General features: G+C 68.3%; 21 protein-coding genes. 1 reads left to right on the top strand and 20 read right to left on the bottom strand.

The features are described from left to right. Positions 1-64: 64 nt before the first annotated feature. The 8 genes from FBZ83_RS07560 to FBZ83_RS07525 form a co-directional block, all read right to left on the bottom strand. Complete coding sequence (locus FBZ83_RS07560; RefSeq protein ID WP_145681875.1) at positions 65-409, bottom strand: RidA family protein; 345 nt, start codon at positions 407-409, stop codon at positions 65-67. 34 nt (positions 410-443) lie between these two features. Next, positions 444-1,244, bottom strand: coding sequence for a transporter substrate-binding domain-containing protein (locus FBZ83_RS07555; protein WP_145681874.1), 801 nt, complete (start codon positions 1,242-1,244; stop codon positions 444-446). A gap of 67 nt (positions 1,245-1,311) precedes the next feature. Beyond that, complete coding sequence (locus tag FBZ83_RS07550; protein WP_145681873.1) at positions 1,312-2,040, bottom strand: amino acid ABC transporter ATP-binding protein; 729 nt, start codon at positions 2,038-2,040, stop codon at positions 1,312-1,314. Continuing rightward, complete coding sequence (locus FBZ83_RS07545) at positions 2,027-2,677, bottom strand: amino acid ABC transporter permease (RefSeq protein ID WP_145681872.1); 651 nt, start codon at positions 2,675-2,677, stop codon at positions 2,027-2,029. The genes FBZ83_RS07550 and FBZ83_RS07545 overlap by 14 nt, the downstream gene beginning before the upstream one ends. A 14-nt stretch (positions 2,678-2,691) precedes the next feature. Continuing rightward, positions 2,692-3,360 (bottom strand): amino acid ABC transporter permease, encoded by a 669-nt coding sequence (locus tag FBZ83_RS07540; protein ID WP_145681871.1) that lies wholly within the window; start codon positions 3,358-3,360, stop codon positions 2,692-2,694. A gap of 21 nt (positions 3,361-3,381) precedes the next feature. Continuing rightward, positions 3,382-4,668: an alanine racemase gene (locus FBZ83_RS07535; RefSeq protein ID WP_145681870.1), complete on the bottom strand. Its 1,287-nt coding sequence runs from the start codon at positions 4,666-4,668 to the stop codon at positions 3,382-3,384. A 508-nt stretch (positions 4,669-5,176) separates the two neighbouring features. Next, entirely contained in the window at positions 5,177-5,623 is a 447-nt protein-coding gene (locus FBZ83_RS07530; RefSeq protein ID WP_145681869.1) for a carboxymuconolactone decarboxylase family protein, read from the bottom strand. Positions 5,624-5,704: 81 nt separating this feature from the next. Further along, a complete protein-coding gene (locus FBZ83_RS07525; protein ID WP_145681868.1) occupies positions 5,705-6,457 on the bottom strand; it encodes an SDR family oxidoreductase in 753 nt (250 codons plus the stop codon). A 261-nt stretch (positions 6,458-6,718) separates the two neighbouring features. Here FBZ83_RS07525 and FBZ83_RS07520 point away from each other — a divergent pair, with 261 nt between their 5' ends. Next, on the top strand, positions 6,719-8,293 hold the full coding sequence (locus FBZ83_RS07520) for a winged helix-turn-helix domain-containing tetratricopeptide repeat protein (protein WP_247888204.1): 1,575 nt from the start codon (positions 6,719-6,721) through the stop codon (positions 8,291-8,293). Positions 8,294-8,335: 42 nt separating this feature from the next. On the opposite strand, the gene FBZ83_RS07515 is transcribed toward FBZ83_RS07520, so the two are convergent. From FBZ83_RS07515 to FBZ83_RS07460, 12 genes are all read right to left on the bottom strand, one after another. Beyond that, positions 8,336-9,295 (bottom strand): GlxA family transcriptional regulator, encoded by a 960-nt coding sequence (locus tag FBZ83_RS07515; protein WP_145682142.1) that lies wholly within the window; start codon positions 9,293-9,295, stop codon positions 8,336-8,338. A gap of 70 nt (positions 9,296-9,365) precedes the next feature. Next, positions 9,366-10,019, bottom strand: coding sequence for an energy-coupling factor ABC transporter permease (locus FBZ83_RS07510; RefSeq protein WP_145681866.1), 654 nt, complete (start codon positions 10,017-10,019; stop codon positions 9,366-9,368). Positions 10,020-10,048: 29 nt separating this feature from the next. Next, positions 10,049-10,399, bottom strand: coding sequence for a nitrile hydratase accessory protein (locus tag FBZ83_RS07505; protein ID WP_145681865.1), 351 nt, complete (start codon positions 10,397-10,399; stop codon positions 10,049-10,051). A 40-nt stretch (positions 10,400-10,439) separates the two neighbouring features. Then, positions 10,440-11,060 carry a nitrile hydratase subunit alpha gene (gene nthA / locus FBZ83_RS07500; RefSeq protein WP_145681864.1) on the bottom strand — a complete coding sequence of 207 codons (621 nt, stop codon included), beginning with the start codon at positions 11,058-11,060 and terminating at the stop codon, positions 10,440-10,442. Between the two features lie 16 nt (positions 11,061-11,076). After that, positions 11,077-11,799 (bottom strand): nitrile hydratase subunit beta, encoded by a 723-nt coding sequence (gene nthB, locus FBZ83_RS07495; protein ID WP_145681863.1) that lies wholly within the window; start codon positions 11,797-11,799, stop codon positions 11,077-11,079. A 37-nt stretch (positions 11,800-11,836) separates the two neighbouring features. Beyond that, positions 11,837-12,811, bottom strand: a complete 975-nt coding sequence (locus FBZ83_RS07490) for a CobW family GTP-binding protein (RefSeq protein ID WP_145681862.1) — start codon at positions 12,809-12,811, stop codon at positions 11,837-11,839. Positions 12,812-13,165: 354 nt separating this feature from the next. After that, the gene (locus FBZ83_RS07485; protein WP_247888203.1) at positions 13,166-15,931 is read right to left on the bottom strand and encodes a PAS domain S-box protein; all 2,766 of its coding nucleotides are present in this window, start codon (positions 15,929-15,931) and stop codon (positions 13,166-13,168) included. Next, positions 15,921-16,118: a type II toxin-antitoxin system ParD family antitoxin gene (locus FBZ83_RS07480; protein ID WP_145681861.1), complete on the bottom strand. Its 198-nt coding sequence runs from the start codon at positions 16,116-16,118 to the stop codon at positions 15,921-15,923. The genes FBZ83_RS07485 and FBZ83_RS07480 overlap by 11 nt, the downstream gene beginning before the upstream one ends. 207 nt (positions 16,119-16,325) lie before the next feature. Further along, the gene (locus FBZ83_RS07475; RefSeq protein WP_247888202.1) at positions 16,326-16,808 is read right to left on the bottom strand and encodes a DUF411 domain-containing protein; all 483 of its coding nucleotides are present in this window, start codon (positions 16,806-16,808) and stop codon (positions 16,326-16,328) included. Positions 16,809-16,981: 173 nt separating this feature from the next. Further along, complete coding sequence (locus FBZ83_RS07470) at positions 16,982-17,341, bottom strand: hypothetical protein (RefSeq protein WP_145681859.1); 360 nt, start codon at positions 17,339-17,341, stop codon at positions 16,982-16,984. Positions 17,342-17,493: 152 nt separating this feature from the next. Beyond that, positions 17,494-18,486: a cation diffusion facilitator family transporter gene (locus FBZ83_RS07465; protein ID WP_247888201.1), complete on the bottom strand. Its 993-nt coding sequence runs from the start codon at positions 18,484-18,486 to the stop codon at positions 17,494-17,496. Between the two features lie 62 nt (positions 18,487-18,548). Next, positions 18,549-19,181, bottom strand: a complete 633-nt coding sequence (locus FBZ83_RS07460) for a DsbA family protein (RefSeq protein ID WP_145681858.1) — start codon at positions 19,179-19,181, stop codon at positions 18,549-18,551. Positions 19,182-19,525: the final 344 nt, after the last annotated feature.

Here is a 19,525-nt window from a genome sequence, read left to right as displayed (position 1 = left end):
CGTGGCAGGGTTTGGCAGGGCAGCGGTCGCCCGACGCCTCCTCCGGTTCGCCGAAGAAGCCCGCTTACAGGGCGGCGAGCGCCGTCATTTCGACGCGCAGGTCGGGGTCGGCCAGCCGCGCCTCGGTGCAGGCGCGGGCCGGCGGGTTGGCCGGGTCGATCCAGGCGTCGTAGACCTCGTTCATGGCGTCGAAGTCGGTGATGTGCGGCAGGAAGACGTTGACCGCGACCAGCTTGGACTTGTCGGTGCCGGCCTCCTCCAGCAGGGCGTCGATCTTGGCCAGCACATCCCGGGTCTGCTCCTTGATCGAGCCGGTGCGGTTGTTGGCGACCTGACCCGCGATGTGGACCATGCCCTGGCAGACGACGGCCTGGCTCATGCGCGAACCGACCTGGAACCTCGTGATCATCGAATAAAACCTCTCTTGGATGCCGAACGGCGGATTACATCTGCGGAAGGGTCTGCTTTTCCTTGAACCACTTCATCTGCAGGGCGCCCAGCTTGCCGTTCAGGCGGTTGTAGAACAGGAAGGTGTTGATCCAGTTGACCATGTCCTGCTCGCCGTGGCGGACGGCCACATGGGCCGGCGACTGGCGGATCAGGAACTTCTGCTCGACCTCCTTGCCGGGATTGTCCTCCGACACCTTCAGCGCGATGGCGCTGTTCTCGGCGAAGGTCTCGACCTGCCCGGCCAGATAGGCGGCGATGGCGCCGGGGGTGTCCTCGAAGCGCACCAGCTTGGCGCCGGGGGCGTTGTCGGTCAGCCAGATGTCGAGCGTCGAGCCCTTGGCGACGCCGATGCTGCGGCCCTTCAGACCCTCCGGATCGGTGGCGGCGGCCATCGACTTCGGCCCATAGACGCCGAGATTGACCGCGGCGTAGGGCTGGGTGAAGGTCACCTGCTGGGCGCGCTCCGGCGTGGCGCCGGCGGCGGCGATCAGCACGTCGACTTTGTTGGCGAGCAGGCTGGGAATGCGGTTGGCGCCGGTCACCTGGACCAGATCCAGCTTCACGCCCATGTCGGCGGCCATCAGCTTCGCCAGCTCGATGTCGAGGCCGGCGGCCTCGCCCTTGGCGTCCTTGAAGCCCCAGGGGGCCGCGTCCGTCAACACGCCGACGCGCAGCTTGCCGGCCGACAGAACGTTCTGCAGGACATCCGCCTTCGCGGCGGAGGGCGAGGCGGCGGTCAGGGCGACGGTGGCGCAGACCGCCACGGCGGCGGCGAGGGTCCGGAAGAGTCTCATGACATTGCTCCTCTGTTCAGGTCGTTGTCCGGTTCTCGGGAGGAACCGGTGGTTGGTTCGGCGCGCCTCAGCGGACGGAGGCGATGAAGCTCTGCAGTTCGGGGGTGCGGGGGTTGGCGAAGAGGTCCGCCGGCGGCCCCTCTTCCCAGACGCGGCCCTGGTGCATGAAGACGATCTTGGAGGCGGCGTTGCGGGCGAAGCCCATCTCGTGGGTGACCAGGACCATGGTCATGCCCTGGCGCGCCATGTCCTCCATCACCTTCAGCACCTCGCCGACCAGCTCGGGGTCGAGGGCCGAGGTCACCTCGTCGAACAGCATCAGGTGCGGGCGCATGGCGAGGCAGCGGGCGATGGCGACGCGCTGCTGCTGGCCGCCGGAGAGCTGGGCCGGATAGGCGTCGATCTTGTCGGCCAGCCCGACGCGCTCCAGCACGTCCAGCGCCAGCGCTCGGCCTTCCGCCTTGGCGATCCGCTTGTTGAGGACCGGCGCCAGCGTGATGTTGCGCTCCACCGTCATGTGCGGGAACAGGTTGAAGGCCTGGAAGACGATGCCGACGCGCTGGCGGAAGTCGCGCAGATTCGGCATGTCGGTGCGCACCGTCTGGCCCTCCACCGTGATCTCGCCGCCGTCGATGCGCTCCAGCGCGTTGATGCAGCGCAGCAGCGTCGATTTGCCGGAGCCCGACTTGCCGATGATGGTGACGATCTCGCCTTCCTTGATGTCGAGCGACACCCCCTTGAGCACCTGGGTGGAACCGTAGCTCTTGGTAACGTTTCGGATGTCAACGAGCGCCATTGAGACGGACCTCCAGGGAATGGGCCCACAGGGTGAGCGGCAGGCAGGCGGCGAAGTAGATCGCCGCGACGATCGAGTAGACCAGCAGGGGCTGGAAGGTGGCGGCGCTGACCAGCTGGCCGGCGCGGGCGAGTTCGACGAAGCCGACGATGGAGGCCAGCGAGGTCCCCTTGATCAGCTGGACCAGGAAGCCGACGGTCGGCGGCAGCGCCATGCGAAAGGCCTGCGGCGCGATGACGTAGCGGAACTGATGCCAGGTCGACAGGCCGAGGCAGGCGGCGGCCTCCCACTGCTCGTGCTTCACCGCCTCGATGCCGCCGCGCCAGATCTCGCCGAGGAAGGAGGCGGTGTAGACGGTCATGGCGATGCCGACGGCGACCAGCGGCGGCATCTCGATGCCGAGGAAGACCGGCATGCCGAAATAGAAGAACATCAGCAGGCCGAGCAAGGGCACGCCCTGGACGAGCTGGAGGAAGGCGGTGGCGGTCCAGCGCAGCGCCCGGCTGGCGCTGGTCCGCATCAGGGCGAGCGCCAAGGCCAGCGGAGCGCCGAAGCCGAGCGCGATGACGACGAGGACGGCCGTCCATTGCAGCGCGCTGAGCAGCGACAGGAAGTCGGGGAGGGAGAAGGAACGCATGGCCGGTGTCTCCGTCAGCGCCGCACCGGCCAGCGGAAGGCGAGGCGCCCCACCGCGGCGAACAGCAGTTTGAAGGTCATCACCAGGGCGAAGTAGATGCCGCAGATCACGGCATAGACCTCGAAGCTGCGGTAGGTGCGCGTCTCGATGAAGCCGCCGGTGTGGAACAGCTCCTCCGCCGAGATCTGCGAGGCCAGCGAGGTGCCGAGCAGAAGCAGGACGAACTGGCTGGTGAAGGCGGGATAGACGCTGCGCAGGGCCGGCGGCAGCACGACGTGGCGGAACACCTGCCAGCGGGTGAGCCCCAGGCACTGGCCGGCCTCGACCTGGCTGCCGGGAATGGCGTCGAGCCCGGCGCGGACGATCTCGGTGCAGTAGGCGCCGAAATAGAGGCCGAGCGCGATCGCCGCCGCCTCGAAGGCCCCCATCCGCAGGCCGAAGCCCGGCAGCACGAAGAAGACCACGAAGAGCTGGATCAGCGACGGCGTGTTGCGGATCAGCTCGACATAGCCGCGGATCGCCCAACGCACCGGGCGCGGCCCGCTGCGCACCGCCGCTGCGGCGGCGACGCCGATGGCGGTGCCGATCACCGCCGCGACCAGGGTCAGCAGCAGCGTGTGCAGCGTACCGTCGATCAGCTGGTCCTGGTAGCGCCAGAGCTGCTGGAAATTCAATGTCTGCATGGGGAAACTGGCCGCCTCTGGTCAGCCGAAGAAGGTGCGGTAGGCGCTGCGGACCCGCCCGTCGGCGCCAAGGCCGAACAGCACCCGCCAACGGTCGATGCAGGTGCAGGGATGCGAGATGCCGAACTCGACGATGTCGCCAACCGCGAGATCATGGCCGACCGGCACGGCGATGAAGGCGTGCTGGTCGTTCAGCCGGGTCACCCGCAGCCCGTCGGCGGACCGCGCCACGCCGTCGCGATGGATCCGCAGGGGGCGGGGGAGGTCCTGGTCGAAGGAGGAATCGCGCATCCCGAAGCCGCAGATGGCCAAGCCCGGCTCCGGCCGGGTCAGCACTTCCGCCCACAGGCGAAGAGCCGGGCGGAAGTCGGCGGCCGTGGCGCCGCCGCAGGCGAAACCCCGCCGGGCGTCGAGCGCGCCGAGCGCGCGTTCGTAGGTGCCGTGGTCGTGGAAGAAGATGGCTCCGCTGCGCAGCACCAGCGTGGCGTTGCCGTCGGCTTTCGCGACCGTCGCCAGGCCGGCGACCACCATGTCGAAGAAGGCCGAGCCGCCGGCGGTGAGCAGCAGCGGCCGTTCCGGCGCCAGCGCGCGCACCAGGGCGAAGGCCTCCGCCGTCCGGTCCATCAGGGCGGCGATGTTGGCGGCGGTCTCGGCCGGGTCGGACGTTGCGACCGCCCCTTCATAGGTGGCGACGCCGTCGAGCACCAGCAGGCCCGGATGCTTGAGAACCGTGGCGAGGATCGCGTCCACCGCCGCGCGGTCGCGGGCGCCGCCACGACCGGCCCCGACCTCGATCAGGACAGCCAGCGGACGGCCGGCAGCCTGGGCGGCGGCGGCGAGCGTCTCGACGGCGGCCGGAGAGTCGGCGAAGGCGCGCAGGTCGGCGTCGGGGTGGGCGGCAAGCAACGCACCGAGCCGCCGGCCGCTGGCGAGGCCGCCGATCTCGTTGCCGAGGATCAGCCGGGTCACGCCCGCGCGCAGCAGGACGGCGGCCTGCTGCAGGTTGGCGACGGTGGCGCCCCAGGCCCCGGACTCCACCAATCCGGACGCGATCTGCGGGGCCATCGGCGTCTTGGCGTGCGGGGCGAGCGCCACACCGTGATGGCGTGCATAGGCAAAGATCAGGTCGCGGTTGGCGGCAAAGGCGTCCTCGTCGAGCGTCAGCACCGGCAGCGCCATGTCGCCGGCGGCCGGCCGCCAGCCCTGGGCACCGACGTCGCGCAGCCGCAACGGCGCCGTCCCCGGCGGCACCCCACGGATGCTGTCGTCTAAACTGCTGTCGAGCAGGGCATCGAGAAACAGGCTCATGGGCGGCAATCCTGATCAGCCAGATGAGGACGAGGCATCGGAACGTTCGATGACAACGTTACCATACAGCGGTTTTGTCACAATGACAACGTTATCATCACGCTTTGAGAGAGATCATTTCCCCGTGCCCCGTTGGATCAGCAACGGCGTGCCGGCAAGGCCACCGGTAACGACAAACGTGGCAGTTTTCCATAAGCCATCTTATGGCGCTTTCTGGCCAAGGGCGGCGGTTTCTATCCGGAAGTGAAACTCTTGTGTCAGTACAGAGGCTTACCGGCTTCAGGGGGTCGGGATGGGCACGCGGCATTTCCGCACCGATCCGAAGGAACGGCGTCGCGTTCCGATGACGCGCGACGCCGCGGTGCCTGCCGGCCAGTTCGCTCGCCCGCCAGACGCGCGCTGCCCGCCCGCAAGGGCGGGAGGGCAGCGAGGCACAGCGGCACCGCCGTCTTTCTTTCGCTGAGGCATGCCGCGGCGACGCCGATCGCCGCGGCTCCCCCGCGCCGGCTCAGGCCTTGGCGGCCACCGGGAGACGGAAGGGGGCGCCCAGCCGGTTGAAGGCGTTCATCGCAGCGATGGCGATGGTGAGATCGACCAGATCCTTCGGCTCGAACGCCGACGATGCCGCCGCGTAGGCGGCGTCGGACGCGTGGGTTTCGCTGACGCGGGTCACCTCCTCGGCCCAGGCCAGAGCCGCGCGCTCCATGTCGGAGAACAGGTGCGGGACCTCCTCCCACACCGGCACCAGCGTGACCTTGTCGACCGACATGGTCTTCCGGAGGTCGCGGCTGTGCAGATCGATGCAGTGAGCGCAGCCGTTGATCTGCGAGACCCTGAGGAACACGAGGTGGATGAGTTCCTCGGGCAGGTTGGTGCGCTTCGTGACGTAATGATGAACGCCGAACAGAGCCTTCGCACCATCGGGTGCGACCTCATGCCAAGTCAAACGTGCCATGTTCTTTGCCTTTCCTGACAAAAACGGATTGCGGGTCCCCCTTCCCCGGTCCTGACCGCCGCCGGGTGCCTTCGACGTCCTTCAGCGCGCGGTTTGCCGGGAGAGCCAGTCCTCGAACCGGATGGCGCCGAGGCGGGGGTTCCGGCCGGGGGTCAGCGATTGATCGTTGAGAACGTCGCCGAAGTAGCGTGCGTGGATGTCCGGCACGACCTTGCGCGTGTCCTTCGTCGCCTGCAGGAGGCGCCGGACCAGCTCGTCGAGCGGGATCGCTTCCGGACCGGCGACTTCGAGCGTGCCGTTGACCGGCGGCGCGAGGGTGACCTCGGCGAGGGCCGCCACCACGTCGTCGGAGGCGATCGGCTGGATCAGCGCCGGCGACAGGCGGATTTCCCCGCCGACCGTGGCCGCCTGCGCAATCCCGCCGACGAATTCAAAGAACTGCGTGGCCCGCAGGATGGTGTGGGGAATGCCGGACGCCTTGATGAGATTTTCCTGGGCGACCTTCGCCCGGAAGTAACCGTTGCCGGGAAGCCGTTCGCTGCCGACGATCGAGAGGGCGACGTGGTGGCGGACACCGGCGGCCGCTTCGGCGGCCAGCAGGTTGCGGCCCGAGGTTTCGAAGAAATCGAGGACGGCCTTGTCCTCCCAAACCGGCGCGTTCGCCACATCGACGACGACAGCGGCTCCGTCCATCGCCTGGGCCAAGCCCTCGCGGGTGAAGGTGTTCACGCCCGTCTTTGGCGAGGCTGCGAGCGCATCGTGCCCGCGCTCGCGGAGGGTCTGCACCAGCTTCGATCCGATGAGGCCGGTGCCTCCGATGACGACGATCTTCATGGGGGTTCTCCGCTTCTCGACGGAAACCAGCGCCGTCGATGGACGGGAGAGTGCCCGCACGCGCCGGGGAAGTCCTTGCGGCGGGCTTGAATTGACCTCCAAGGGCGCTTGGATTTCCGTCCAAGAACGCCATACGGTGCAGCCGCCTGCGCGCCGCCGTGCTATCAAGGGCGGCATCGTCCGCCTGTCGCCCCGGACAGGGACGCGACGGGCGTTCGGTTCAGGGAGGTGAGGGGCTTGCCGTTCCGTTTCGGAGAGTGTGTGCTCGATCAGGAGCGCCGGGAACTGACCCTGCGCGGACAGGTCGTGGGCGTCGGCCCGCAGGTCTTCGACCTTTTGCTGCATCTCGTCCGCAACCGCGACCGCGTCGTCAGCAAGGACGACCTTCTGGAGGCGGTGTGGAACGGACGGATCGTCTCGGAATCGACCATCACCAGCCACATCAACGCGGTCCGCAAGGCCATCGGCGACAGCGGCGGGGAGCAGCGCCTGGTCCGCACGGTCCCGCGCAAGGGTTTCCGCTTCGTCGGCGCCATCGAAGGCGGCGCGATCGAAGGCGGGACAATTGAAGTTAGTGCAATCGACGTCGGGGCGGCCGAGGTCGGCACGATCGGGGAGACGCCGTCCGGGCCGGTCCTGCCAGGCAAGCCCTCGATCACCGTGCTGCCGTTCCAGAACCTGAGCGGCGACCCGGAGCAGGACTATTTCGCCGACGGCGTGGTGGAGGACATCATCGCCGCCCTGTCGCGCCTCCGCTGGCTGTTCGTCATCGCGCGCAACTCGAGCTTCGCCTACAAGGGCCGGGCGGTGGATGTGACGGACATCGGACGTGAGCTGGGCGTCCGTTACGTGCTCGAAGGCAGCATCCGCAAGGCCGGGAACCGCGTGCGCATCACCGGGCAGCTCATCGACGCGACGAGCGGGACGCATCTCTGGGCCGAGCGCTTCGAAGGCATGCTCGACGACCTTTTCGAGTTGCAGGACCGGATCGCCGAAAGCGTCGTCGGCGCGATCGCGCCGCAGCTCGAGCGGGCGGAGATTGAGCGCGCCAAGCGCAAGCCGACGGAAAGTCTGGACGCCTACGATTACTATCTCCGCGGCATGGCGAAGCTGCACAGCGGAACCCGCGAGGCGATCGACGCGGCGCTGCCCCTGTTCCAAAGGGCGACGGACCTCGACCCGGAGTTCGCGTCGGCCTATGGCGGGGCGGCCTGGTGCCATCTCTGGCGCAAGGTGAACGGCTGGATGACCGACCGCCCCCGGGAGGTCGCCGAGGGGGTACGGCTGGCGCGGCTGGCGGTGGAGTTCGGCCGCGACGACGCCGTGGCGCTGACCAGAGCCGGCCACGCGCTCGGTCACTTCGTCGGCGATCTCGATGGCGGCATCGCGCTCATCGACCGGGCCGTGCTGCTCAACCCCAATTTCGCCCCCGCCTGGTTCCTCGGCGGCTACCTGCGCGCCTTCCGCGGTGAAACGGAAAGCGCGAGCGCTCATTTCGCCCATGCCGCCCGCCTGAGCCCGCTGGACCCGGAGATGTACCGGATGCAGGCGGGGACGGCGCTCGCGCATTTCTTCGCCGGACGCTACGACTGCGCCGCAACCTGGGCGGACAAGGCGTTGGGGAACCTGCCCGGGCTCCTGGTCGCCATCGCCCTGACGGCGGCGAGCCACGCGCTCGCCAGGCGGACGGAGGAGGCGCGGCAGGCGATGCAGCGGTTGCGCGCGCTCGACCCGTCCTTGCGCGTCTCCACTCTCCGGGAGTGGCTGCCGATCCACCGTCCCGAAGATCTTACGCGGTTTGCGGAGGGTCTGAGACTGGCTGGGTTGCCCGAGTGAAGTCTGGCCGTGTCGGACGCCTCGACGGATGCCGGTTCGCGATCAGGCGGCGGTCGTCGTGCGGAAGCGCTTCCGGTAGTCACCCGGATTGATGCCGAGATTGCGGACAAACGCGCGCCTCATGGAGCTGGCGTCACCAAATCCACAGAGATGCGCCACCCGCTGGAGCGGCGTGGATGAGTCGACCAGCATCCGGCGCGCCGCGTCAAGCCGCGCCGCTTCCACGAAATCGGCCGGAGGACGGCCGACGTCGCGCTTGAACACCCGCGCGAAATTCCGCGAACTCATGCCGGCCTGGGAGGCCAAGGACTCCACGGAGAGATCGGCGGAAAGGTTGTCCAGCACATACTCCTGAATCCTCTGGATTCCGGTCCGGCTCGACGCCTGGGCCGCGAGATGGGCGCTGAATTGCGACTGCCCGCCCGGCCGCTTCAGAAACATCACCATGTAGCGCGCGACCAGCAGCGCCAGCTCCCGCCCGTGATCCTCCTCCAGCAGGGAGAGCGCCAGGTCGATGCCGGAGGTGACGCCGGCGGCGGTGGAGATGTTGCCGTCGCGAATGAAGATCTGGTCCGCATCGACCGTCAGCGTCGGGAACTCGGCGCGAAGCTTGTCGGCGCATTCCCAATGGGTGGTGACGCGGCGGCCATCGAGCAGCCCGGTGGCCGCGAGCAGGAACACGCCCGTGCAGATCGACCCGTAGCGGCGGGCTTCGGGCGCGCGGCGCCTGAGCCAGTCGATCACTGCCGGATCGATGGCGCTGAACGACGGGTCCCCGGCGATCAACAGAGTGTCGATCGGTTGATCGGGGTCGTGGATGGTCCGGTCGGCAAGGAACCGCAGGCTGCCGGTCCCGCAAACCGGCCCCTCCGCGGTGCCCATCACCTGCACCTCGTAGGCCTTTGGATCGCCGAGACGGCGCGCCGCTTCCCAGAACACCTCCGCCGGACCCACCACATCCAACGCCTGAACCCCGGGAGGGGCGAGAAGCACAATCCGCATGAAAGACGCTCTTCCTGCAATCGGGCGGCCATAAGGCATCGCCGCCCGATTGTATTTGGCATGCCAGCCGTCAGGCAAGAGCCCGGCTGCGGAGCGTGGTGACGCGAAGCAGCGGGTTGCCGGCGTCCAGCCGGCCCAGCGCCCGCAGAAGCCCGCAGCTGATCGCCGGTTCGCACAGCACGACCGGCAGATAGGCGGCGGCGAAGACCGCCCAGTCCGCGAACGGCGTCGCCCGCTCGCCCAGCATCAGCCAGAAGCCGACCATGGCAACCACGCCGCTGTAATAAACGGCGTCGAAGCGCAGCACCGACGACCAGCGGATCGCGGCCAGTCCACCGGATTCCAGCAGGCGCTTTCCACCCATGGCGTGTGCGGCAACCAGCGGCACCATCAGCGACAGCGAATTCACGGCGAGATGCGCGAGATCCTGCGGCTCGAACAGAAGGGCCTGAAGCGTCAGGCCAATGCCGAACCCGAACAGGGTCGCGGGAAATCCGAAGATGAAATAGATGGCCGAGGCGCCGATGAAATGCAGTTCCGACGGGCCGACCGGCTGGTGCCAGAATTCCATGAAGACCGAGAAGAAGACAGCCGCCAGGAGCGCCTTGCCCCATTCGAGGGGCCGGCGCAGGAAGGCCGGAGTGTGCGAGGCGAGAAGGCTGAGCGCGGCCGCGTTGGCGCCGACGATCTTCGCGGCGGACAGCATGCCGGGTTCGATGTGCATGGACGTCTCCCGATGTTCGGATGGTGGTATCAGGCCGACCGCGTGTCGGCAGTGGCGGTGGCGAGGCGGGCCGACAACTCGTCGGGCGTCGCGAGGCCGGATTGCAGGATCGTCGCCTCCAGGGCGCTCAACCACTGTTCATAGTAGTTCCAGGAGGGACCGTCGGGGGCCTGGGTCCGTTCCCAGTCGCCGATGGCGGCGATCAGGTTGCGGCGGAAATCCTCCCATTCGAAATGGCCCTCCCGGGCCAGGGCGAGCGCCACCCCGAAGGCCGACCGCTCCCACTCCTCCGCGAAGCAGAGGGTGCCGTTGGCGCGGGGCGGGGAATCCTCGGCCCCGGCCATGCTGGTCAGGGCGAAATGTTCGAAGCGGGTCAGCATGCCCGTTCCTCCTGACGGTTCTGGGGGGCTGGTTCGGGGATCAGGCGGACGCCGCCACCGCCACGCCCATCATGGCTTCCGGCGTGACCAGGGCGGCGAGCTGGTCCTCGCTCATGCCCTCGGTCCCGGCGGGGCGCTCGGGAATGACGAACCAGCGGATCTGCGCGCTGCTGTCCCAGACCTTGACCTCCGTGCTCTCGGGCACGGTCAGCCCGAACTCCTTCAGCACGGCGCGCGGCTCGCGGGCGGCGCGGCTGCGGAACGTCGGGTCCTTGTACCAATAGGGGGGCAGCCCCAGCACCGGCCAGGGATAGCAGGAGCAAAGCGTGCAGATGACCAGATTGTGAACGCCCTCGCCGTTCGCCACGGCGCGCATGTGCTCGCCCTCGGCACCGGCCATGCCCTCCGGCAGATCCGTCATCTCGGCGATGGCGGCCGGCGCATCCGCGACCAGCCGTTGCTTGAAGGCCGGATCGACCCAGGCGCGGGCGACGATCCTGGCGCCGTTGAACGGACCCATCTTCGTTTCGAACACGTTCAGCACCGTGTCCACGGTCTTGCTGGTGATGACGCCCTTTTCGATGAGCAGCGCTTCGAGGGCACGGACGCGCGCGGCGCTCCGGGCCTCGCGGTCGTCGGGATGGTGGAAACGATCGGTCATTCGCGATGGCTCCGGTTCAGGCGGTGGGCTTGGTGACGTAGGCGGCGTAGAGGTCGGCGTAGAGCGTGACGTTCGGCTCCGTGTTGCCGGGCCACAGGTCCTTGGCCTCGAAGCGCACGCAATAGACGGGCATCGGCGCGCCGACGCCGTCCGTCCCGGTGTCGGTCAGATAGCCGTAGGCGCCCGGATAGACCGTCTCGACCACGCCGCTGTGGTTGCGCAGGAACCCGGGCAGGCGGGTGTGCTCGAGCGTCGGCACGTTCCTGACCGTCACCGTGTCGCCTTCCCGGAAGTCGGGCAGGGCCGCGACGTCGCGCTTCGGGGAGTCCCCTTCCGCCAGATAGCGCTCGACACGCTGGTCGATCTCCGGCGCGCCGCCTTGCGGCAGAGGCTTGTCCGGATCGGCCAGATACTCCGCCGTGCGGGCCTCCAGCTCCTCCTCCGTGATGTAGCCGTTCTCGATGAAGTAGCCGCTGATGCCGCCCAGCCACTTCTCGTAGTAGCGGTATTTGAAATAGTCGAAGGGGTTGAGCCCTTCGGCTCCGGTGCGCAGATGGGCCCAGGTCCAGACGGTGTGGAAGGCGCTCGGCGTGGGGGGAAGCGGCAGTTGCGGGCTGAGCGCCATCATCGCCGTGTGAATGCCGAAGATGCGCTTCTCCCACTCCTCGACGAAGACGCGCGTTTCGATGGTGATGGGGCCGAGACCCTCCAGGCCCCCGAGGTAATGTTGCAGCTTCATTGGGTGCTTCCTGAAATCGGGAACGGAAACAGAAGCGTCAGAGGGCGGCGGCGTCCGCCGCGACGGCGCAGCCGCGAAGCCCCTCCAGCAGCCTTTCGGCATCGAGGTTGCGGCCGATGAAGACGAGCTGGTTCAGCCGTTCCTCGCCGGGTTTCCAAGGCCGGCCCGGCCGCCCGTCCAGCGTCATGTGGACGCCGTGAAAGACGAAGCGGCGTCCCTGGCCGTCGAGGTCCAGCACGCCCTTGGCGCGCAGCAGGTCGCGCCCCTTGTCCTGGACAAGCTGGTTGAGCCAGCGGTCGACGGCCGCCGGGTCGAGCCGTCCGGGCTCGCGAAAGGCCACGCAGCCGATGCCGGCGTCGTGTTCGTGCTCATGCTCATCGAGGATGTCGGGGTCGAGGCGCAGGATGTTCTGCAGGTCGAAGGCGCCGATGCCGAGGATCTCCGAGAGCGGCAGGGCGCATTCCTCGGTGCGGTGGATGCGGGCCAGCGGGTTGAGTCGGCGGATCTCGCGTTCCACGGTGTCGAGCGCCGCGGCGGGCTCCAGGTCGATCTTGTTCAGCAGGATCACGTCGGCGAAGGCAACCTGTTCGCGCGCTTCGTCATGGCCAAGTTGCAAGGGCAGGTGGCGGGCGTCGGCCACGGTGATGATGGCGTCCAGCGCGAAGCGGCCACGCAGCCCTTCGTCCAGCACGAAGGATTGAATGACGGGGGCTGGGTCGGCAAGGCCGCTCGTCTCGATCACCACCCGGTCGAATCCGCGCTCGCCCTCGGCCAGCCTTACCAACGCCTCGATCAGATCACCGCGGACGATGCAGCAGACACAGCCGTTGTTGAGTTCGACGATCGTCTCGTCCGTCGCCGTCACGAGCAGCCCGTCGATGCCAAGCTCTCCATATTCGTTGACGATGACGGCGGTCCGCTCGCCGCCACGCTCCGCCAGGATGCGGTTGAGCAGGGTCGTCTTGCCGGCCCCGAGAAATCCGGTCAGCACGGTCACCGGAATCGGTCGCATGGCGATGCTCCGTTGCTTCAGGTTGCAAACGGCAGCCTTCGCCTGCGCAGATGGCCGAGGAGATCCGGACGTTCCGCTTCGGCGCTGCCGTGGTATACATTGCACCGCATACCGTTCGTTGACTCAACAAGCGGTGCAGGGCAATTCCGGACAAAGCGCCTATCAGAATCGGCCAAGCGCTCCATGGCGGGCGGTGTGTAGATGCAGGCTGTGACGCGGAGTTCGGCGATTTTGCCGGAGCAGCGCCCACACCCGGGAACTGACCGCGCGGATGCGGGTCGCCGCAATTTCCCTCGGCCATGCGGAGTGCGGGCTGCCCCGTCGATCCCGGAAAACGGCTGCGGGGGGTCGCACCTATCGGCCCGCCAGTTCCTCCACAAGCAGAGTCTCCAGCGTCGCGGGATCGATCGGCTTGTGCAGCATGCGGATGCCGGTCCGCCCGGCGTCGGCCAGCCGTTCGGCCGAGGTGTCGCCGGTCACCAGGACCGTGACCGGCGTGCCGTGCCGGCGGGCTTCGGTGATGATGGTGGCGCCGGTTTCCCCCCCGCCCAGGGAGTGGTCGGCGATGACGATGTCCGGCGGGGTCTCAAGCCGGTCCAATATGGCTTTGGCCTGCGCCGGCGTGCGGGCGACATGCACGGACACCCCCCAACTCCGCAAGGTGACCTCCAGCGCCTTGAGCACCATCGGTTCGTCGTCCACCACCAGGGCCGTCCGATCCCGCAGCGCCCTGCCGGGCGAGTCCCCTCCGTCGGTCGGTGTCTGAACCGCCTCCACCGCCAGAGGAAGCGTCAGGCTGAAGGTCGACCCCTTTCCGGGTTCGGAGTGGACGGTCACCCGCGTCTCCAGCAGATCGGCCACCCGCCGCACGGTGGCAAGGCCGATGCCGAAGCCGCGCGCATGCTCGCGGGCGGCGTTGCCGATCTGATAATAGGGCTCGAAAATGCGCTCCACCTCCTCCGGGACGATGCCACGACCGGTGTCGGTCACGTCGATCGCCAATCGATCGCCTTCGACCCGTGTCTCCACCGTGACGCCGCCCTGTTCGGTGTATTTGACGGCGTTGGAGATGAGATTGCGCAGCACCAATTCCACCAGCAACGGGTCGGACCGGACCGATCGCCCGGCCGGCGGCATGTGCAGCCGCAGCTTCGCCTCGCGCGCCGGTCCCTGGAACTCGCCGTAGAGACGTTTCAGCAACTCGTCGAGGTCGAAGGCGCGCGCCTGCACCGTGAGCAGGCCGGCATCGAGCCGCGCCACTTCCAGAAGTCCGTTCAGCATGCCCGTCAAGCTGGTCATGCTGTCCGACAACGGCTTCAGCAGCTCGCGCGCCTTCTGGTCCAGCGGCTGCCGCCGCAGAAGTTCGAGGAACAGGTTGGCGGCCTGCACCGGCTGGCGCAGATCATGGCTGACCGAGGCGAGGAAGTTCGATTTCTCCCGGCTTGCCGCCTCGGCCGTGTCGCGTGCCGACTGCAGCAGGGCTTCGGCGTGCTTGTGGTCGTGGATGTCGGTCGAGGTGCCGAACCATCGGACGATGACGCCGCTGTGCGGATTGCGGTAAGGCAAACCCCGGACCAGGAACCAACGGTAGTCTCCGGTTCTTGAACGGAGACGATGCTCGACGAGAAAGAGGCTGCCCGTCCGCTGCGCCTCCTGGAAGCGCTCGGCCGTCATCGCTGCATCGTCCGGATGGATGAACTCGGCGATGACGTCCGACACCGTGGCCGGCCCCGTCCGGGAGTCGTACGCCACGCCGGTGTAGTCGGCCCATTGGCGGTTGAAGAATTCGACCCGCCCTTCGGCGTCGGTGATCCAGACGATCTGCGGCACGGCGTCCGCCATCAGCCGAAACCGCGCCTCGCTCTCGCGCAGGGCCGCTTCGGCTTCATGCCGGGCGGTCAGATCGGCCGTGACCGCCAGAAAGTGGCGCTTGTCTGCGTCGTCGCCGGGCACGATCGTGATGCCGCTGTTCGCCCAGACGTCCGTCCCGTCGGGCCGCCGGTAGCGCTTGTCGAGCGCCACGGTCTCGCCGGTCCGCAAAGCCTGTTCGATGGCGGTGCGGCTCGCCGCCATATCGTCGGGGTGGGTGACGTCGGCAACGGACAAGCCCACCACCTCCTCCCGCGGACGCCCGACAATGCGGCAGAGTTCGTCATTCACGCGGAGAAAGCGGCCATCCAACGTGAGCACCGACAGGCCGACCGCCGCGCGGGCGAAGAGGACGGACAGCTGCGTCTCGCTGCGCCGCAACGCTTCGTCGGTGCTCCTGCGGGCGGTGATGTTGCCGGCGGTCCCGAACCACTCGCAGATCTCGCCATCCGCAGCCAGGAGCGGCACCGCCCGCGAATGCGTCCATCCCAGTGTTCCGTCGGCCTGCCGGACCCGGTGTTCCAGATCGAACACGCTCTTGGTGCGGATGGCGTCCCGGATGGCGCCGAGAACCTGCGGCTGGTCATCCGGATGGATGTAGTCTTCAAGCCATGCCCTGTTGCCGCCCGTCGTGTCGGTGAGGAAGCCGTGCCCGTCGAGCCGTCGCATCTCCGTCCAGTCGGCGTTCATATGGTAGACGGCGAGAGAGGACGCGGTCACCAGAGCACGGAAGCGGTTTTCGCTGTCGCGCATCGCAAGCTCGGCCCGCTTGCGGTTGGTCACCTCATGCACCGTCACCAGGACGCCGGCGACGCGCCCGGCATCGTCGCGGACCGGGCTGTAGGTGAGATCGAACCAGGTTTCCTCCGGAACGCCGTTGCGTTCGAGGATCAGCTTCTGGTCGTCGAACCGGCGGGATTCGCCGCGCAGCACGGACTGATAGATCGGCCCGTTGAAATCCCAGACCTCCGGCCAGCAGTCGCGTGTGGGCTGGCCGAGGGCGCGGGGGTGCTTCCCGGCGGTGACCTCGGCGTAGCGATCGTTGTAGATCTGGATGAGATCGGGACCCCAGAGGACGATCATGCCGAGCGGGGAACCGAGGACCAGGTCGACGGCCACCCGCAAGGACAGTGGCCAGTTCGCCTTCGGTCCGAGTGGGGTGGCGGTCCAATCGTGGGTCCGGATCAATGCCCCCATGGCTCCGCCGCCCATGGGCCAGCCGGGGGGTGCGCCGACGACGTCAGGAATCATGGCCGCCGTTCGGTGCAGGAGGCTGGGCAAGCGGGGCCGGCGGCAGCGCAACACGCTCCTGAAGCAGGCGCAACCCCTCGCGCACCACTTCGCTGGCCGTCTGGTAGCGTCCGGACGCCACCAGGGACCGGACGAAACGGCCGAGTTCCGGGGTGAGGGAGATGCTTTGGTTGATGCGCCTGGACATGGGACGATCGCGGCGAAATGATGACGGTGCGACAGAGTAAGACGCCGAAACCGGGCGCGGAAGTCGTCTGAACGGCATGACGTTCCCGCTTGTCCACGTCGAACGGCAGGGGTCGCCCCGTGACGGTGCGGCGTCTCATCGCCCATTGCGAGAAACGCCGCGACCGCGCCTCCATTGTCCGTGGTGTTGCCGTCCGTGGTGTTGCGCTCAGTGGTTCGCGTAGACCCACATCTTGCCGTCCGGGGTGCCGAAGAGGACGACCTGGTAGGGCTCGCCCGTCTTCATGTCCATGCCCGGCGCGTCCTGCGGCATGCCGGGAGCCGACAGTCCCTTGGCCTGCGGACGCTCGGCAAGCAGCCGCCTCACGTCCTCCGCCGGGACATGCCCCTCGATCGCGTAGCCGTCGACCAGGGACGTATGGCAGGACTCCAGGGCTTCGGGGATGCCGTTCGCGGTCTTGACCGGCTCGATATCCTCGACCTCGTGGACCTTCACATCGAACCCGGCGGCGATCATGTGCGTGACCCAGCCGACGCAGCATTCGCAGGACCGGGACTTCCACACCTCGACGATCGGCGCCGCCACCGCGGGACTGCCGGCGAACAGGACGTTGCCACCGATGGCGGCTCCCCCGGCCAGGACGGCGCCGAGGGCAAGGACGGCCGCGGTTTTCTTGGGCTTCATGGACATGGTTCATTTTCCTCGTGGGTGGCATCCGCATTCGCGCGGGGCGGATGCCGGCCTGGACGTCGCCAGGCGTGATTCGTGGTGCCGTGGCGCGCCGGAAGACGCGCGCGTTCCTGCCCGCGCGCATGGCGACGGGACATGGCCAGGCCAAGCCGAGCGGTCGGCAAGCCGGGCGGTCAGATGGAGAAGCGCGGCGGCTTCAGCGCCGGATCGACGGCGATGCCATCGGGCAGGCCAGGGGCGGGCATCGCGATCGAGGCCGGTGTCGGATCGACGGGGAGCGGCGGAGCGCCCACGGGCAGGCTGACGGGCATGGCGTGGCAGCCCGGGGCCATGCAGCCGCCACCGGGGGCCGACGCTCCGTCCGGGCCGGGGCAGCAGGTCCGCTCCATCGCTCCATCCGCTGTCGCCGGCTCGGCACCGGCCGTTCCCGCACCGCAACCGCATGGGCCGGAAAGGACGCCGGCCGGAACCGAGGCGGTCGAGGCGGTGAACGGCACGATCAGCATGGCCAGAACGAGCAGGCCAACCGCCACACACCGCAGACTTGCCCGGAACGCTCCCGCCATGCCCCTCCGCCTTTCGCCCCCGAGCCCCTCGCCCCCGACGGGGACCGCAACGCCATCGTCAGCCTACACCACCTCGTGCCGCCCGCGTTGATGTCGGTCAAGCGGCGCCTCCCTCACCGTCACGGATGCTCCTGGTCGGCGTGAACACACCCGCGCTGCTCCAACTGGACCGTGGCGTGGCCGATCCCGAAGCGCTCCGCCAGGACCCGGTTGACGTCGCGCAGCACGCGGTCCCGGTCGGCCCCGTCCCCGACGACCGCGTGCATGGTCAGCAAGGGGCGTTCGGTGCTGAGCGACCAGACATGGACATGGTGGACGTCCAGCACCCCGGAAACCTCGCGCAGGGCGGCGCCGACCGCGGCGGCGTCGATGCCCGGCGGGGTGCCTTCGAGGAGGATGTGCCCGGCCTCCTTGGTGATCCTCCAGGCGCTGCGCAGGATGAGCAGGGCGACCACCACGGACAGGATCGGGTCGATGGGCATCCAGCCGGTCCACAGGATGACCAGCGCGGCGGCGATGGCGCCGACCGAGCCGAGAAGATCGCCGAGGACGTGGACGGCGGCCGCGCGGACGTTGAGGTTCCCCTGTTCGCCGCGGCTCAATATCCAGAAGGCGAGGATGTTGACCAGCAGCCCCAGCGTGGCGATGACCAGCATCTGGGGACCCATCACCTCGACCGGATCGAAGACGCGCCCGATCGCTTCGACGACGATCCACAGCGCGATGGCGAACAGGCTGATCCCGTTGGTGTAGGCGGCCACCACCTGGAAGCGGTGGTAGCCGTAGGAGCGTTGCGGATCGGCCGGGCGGCGGCCCAGGCGGAAGGCGAACCAGGCAAGCGCCAGCGCCGCGAAGTCGGTCAGCATGTGCCCGGCGTCCGCAAGCAGGGCCAGCGAGCCCGAGACGATGCCGCCCGCCACCTCGGCCAGCATGAAGCCGCCGGTCAGCAGCATCACCCAGAAGACCTTGCGCTCGCTGCCCGCGGTCACCGCCGGGATGCCGTGGCTGTGGCCCGCGTCGCCATGGTCGTGCCCGTGCCCGTGCCGGTGGTCGTGTCCGGAGCCGCCGTGCGCCCCATGCCCCGTCGTCCGGGGGGTGTGATCGTGTGCCATGTGTCCAGCCGGAATGCCGTGTGTCTGACCGGGTTGCGGTCGGGTGGAATGGGGCCCCGTCATCAGGACGGCGGCAGCAGCGGCTGCACGGCCTTGAGGAACGCCTCGTAGCTCGGCACGCCCTTGTGCGTCTTGCCGCCGATCACGAAGGACGGGGTCGAGTCGACCTGATGCTTCTCCGACCCCTCCAGGCGCGACTGGAGGATGGAATCGCCGAGCGCCTTGTCGTTCAGGCACGCCTGGTAGGTTTCCTTGGCCAGACCGGCCAGCATGCCGTAGCGGGTCAGTTGCTCGGTCGGGACCTGGGCGTGCGACCAGTCGTCCTGTTTGGCGAACAGCACCGACAGCACGGGGAAATAGCGGCCGGGCTCGACGCAGCGCGCCAGCACCGCCGCCTCGAAGGCGGCGCGGTCGAGCGGGAAGTCGCGGAAGACGATGCGGATCTTGCCCGTATCAATCAGTTCCTTCTTCACCTGCGGCAGCACCTCGTTGTGGAAGGCGGCGCAGTGATGGCAGGTGAGGGAGGCGTATTCGATCACCTCGACCGGGGCGTCCGGGCTGCCGAGCACGCGGGGGCTCGTCGCCGAGGACGGCACCGCGGGGGTCTGCGCCGCGGCGGTGGCGGCGATCATCAGGATGCCGAAGGCGCCAAAAGCGGTTGTCAGGGCGCCGCGCAGGCGGATGACGGTGCGCATGGTCTTCTCGCGGGTTCGGTTGCAGGGGGAATGAGGGGGGCGGCATCGGGATTTCGCCGCCGGTGATTCCGACATCAGCTGGATTGAACGTCGGCCAGCGCCGCCGAAGGCGTGCAGGTCCGGAAGGTCGGTGACCGCGCCTTGCCAGCCACCCGGTCGCTCAGGTTCGGCCGGATCGTGTCCAAGACCAGGGGCGGGGACGGGTTCCTGCATGACGGACTCCAACGGACAATGGGCGTCCGCGGGTTTTCAGGTCTGCGGATGCGCTTTCCGTTCCCTAAGATGGACCCTGTAGCCACTAGAGGGTCAAGGGGTGTTCCGATGAAATTGGAATTGGGCGTCGG

Source organism: Azospirillum brasilense, from assembly GCF_007827815.1.
GTDB classification, from domain to species: domain Bacteria; phylum Pseudomonadota; class Alphaproteobacteria; order Azospirillales; family Azospirillaceae; genus Azospirillum; species Azospirillum brasilense_C.
Note: the sequence above shows the minus strand (reverse complement) of the source record. Positions and strands in the feature narration are given on the sequence as shown.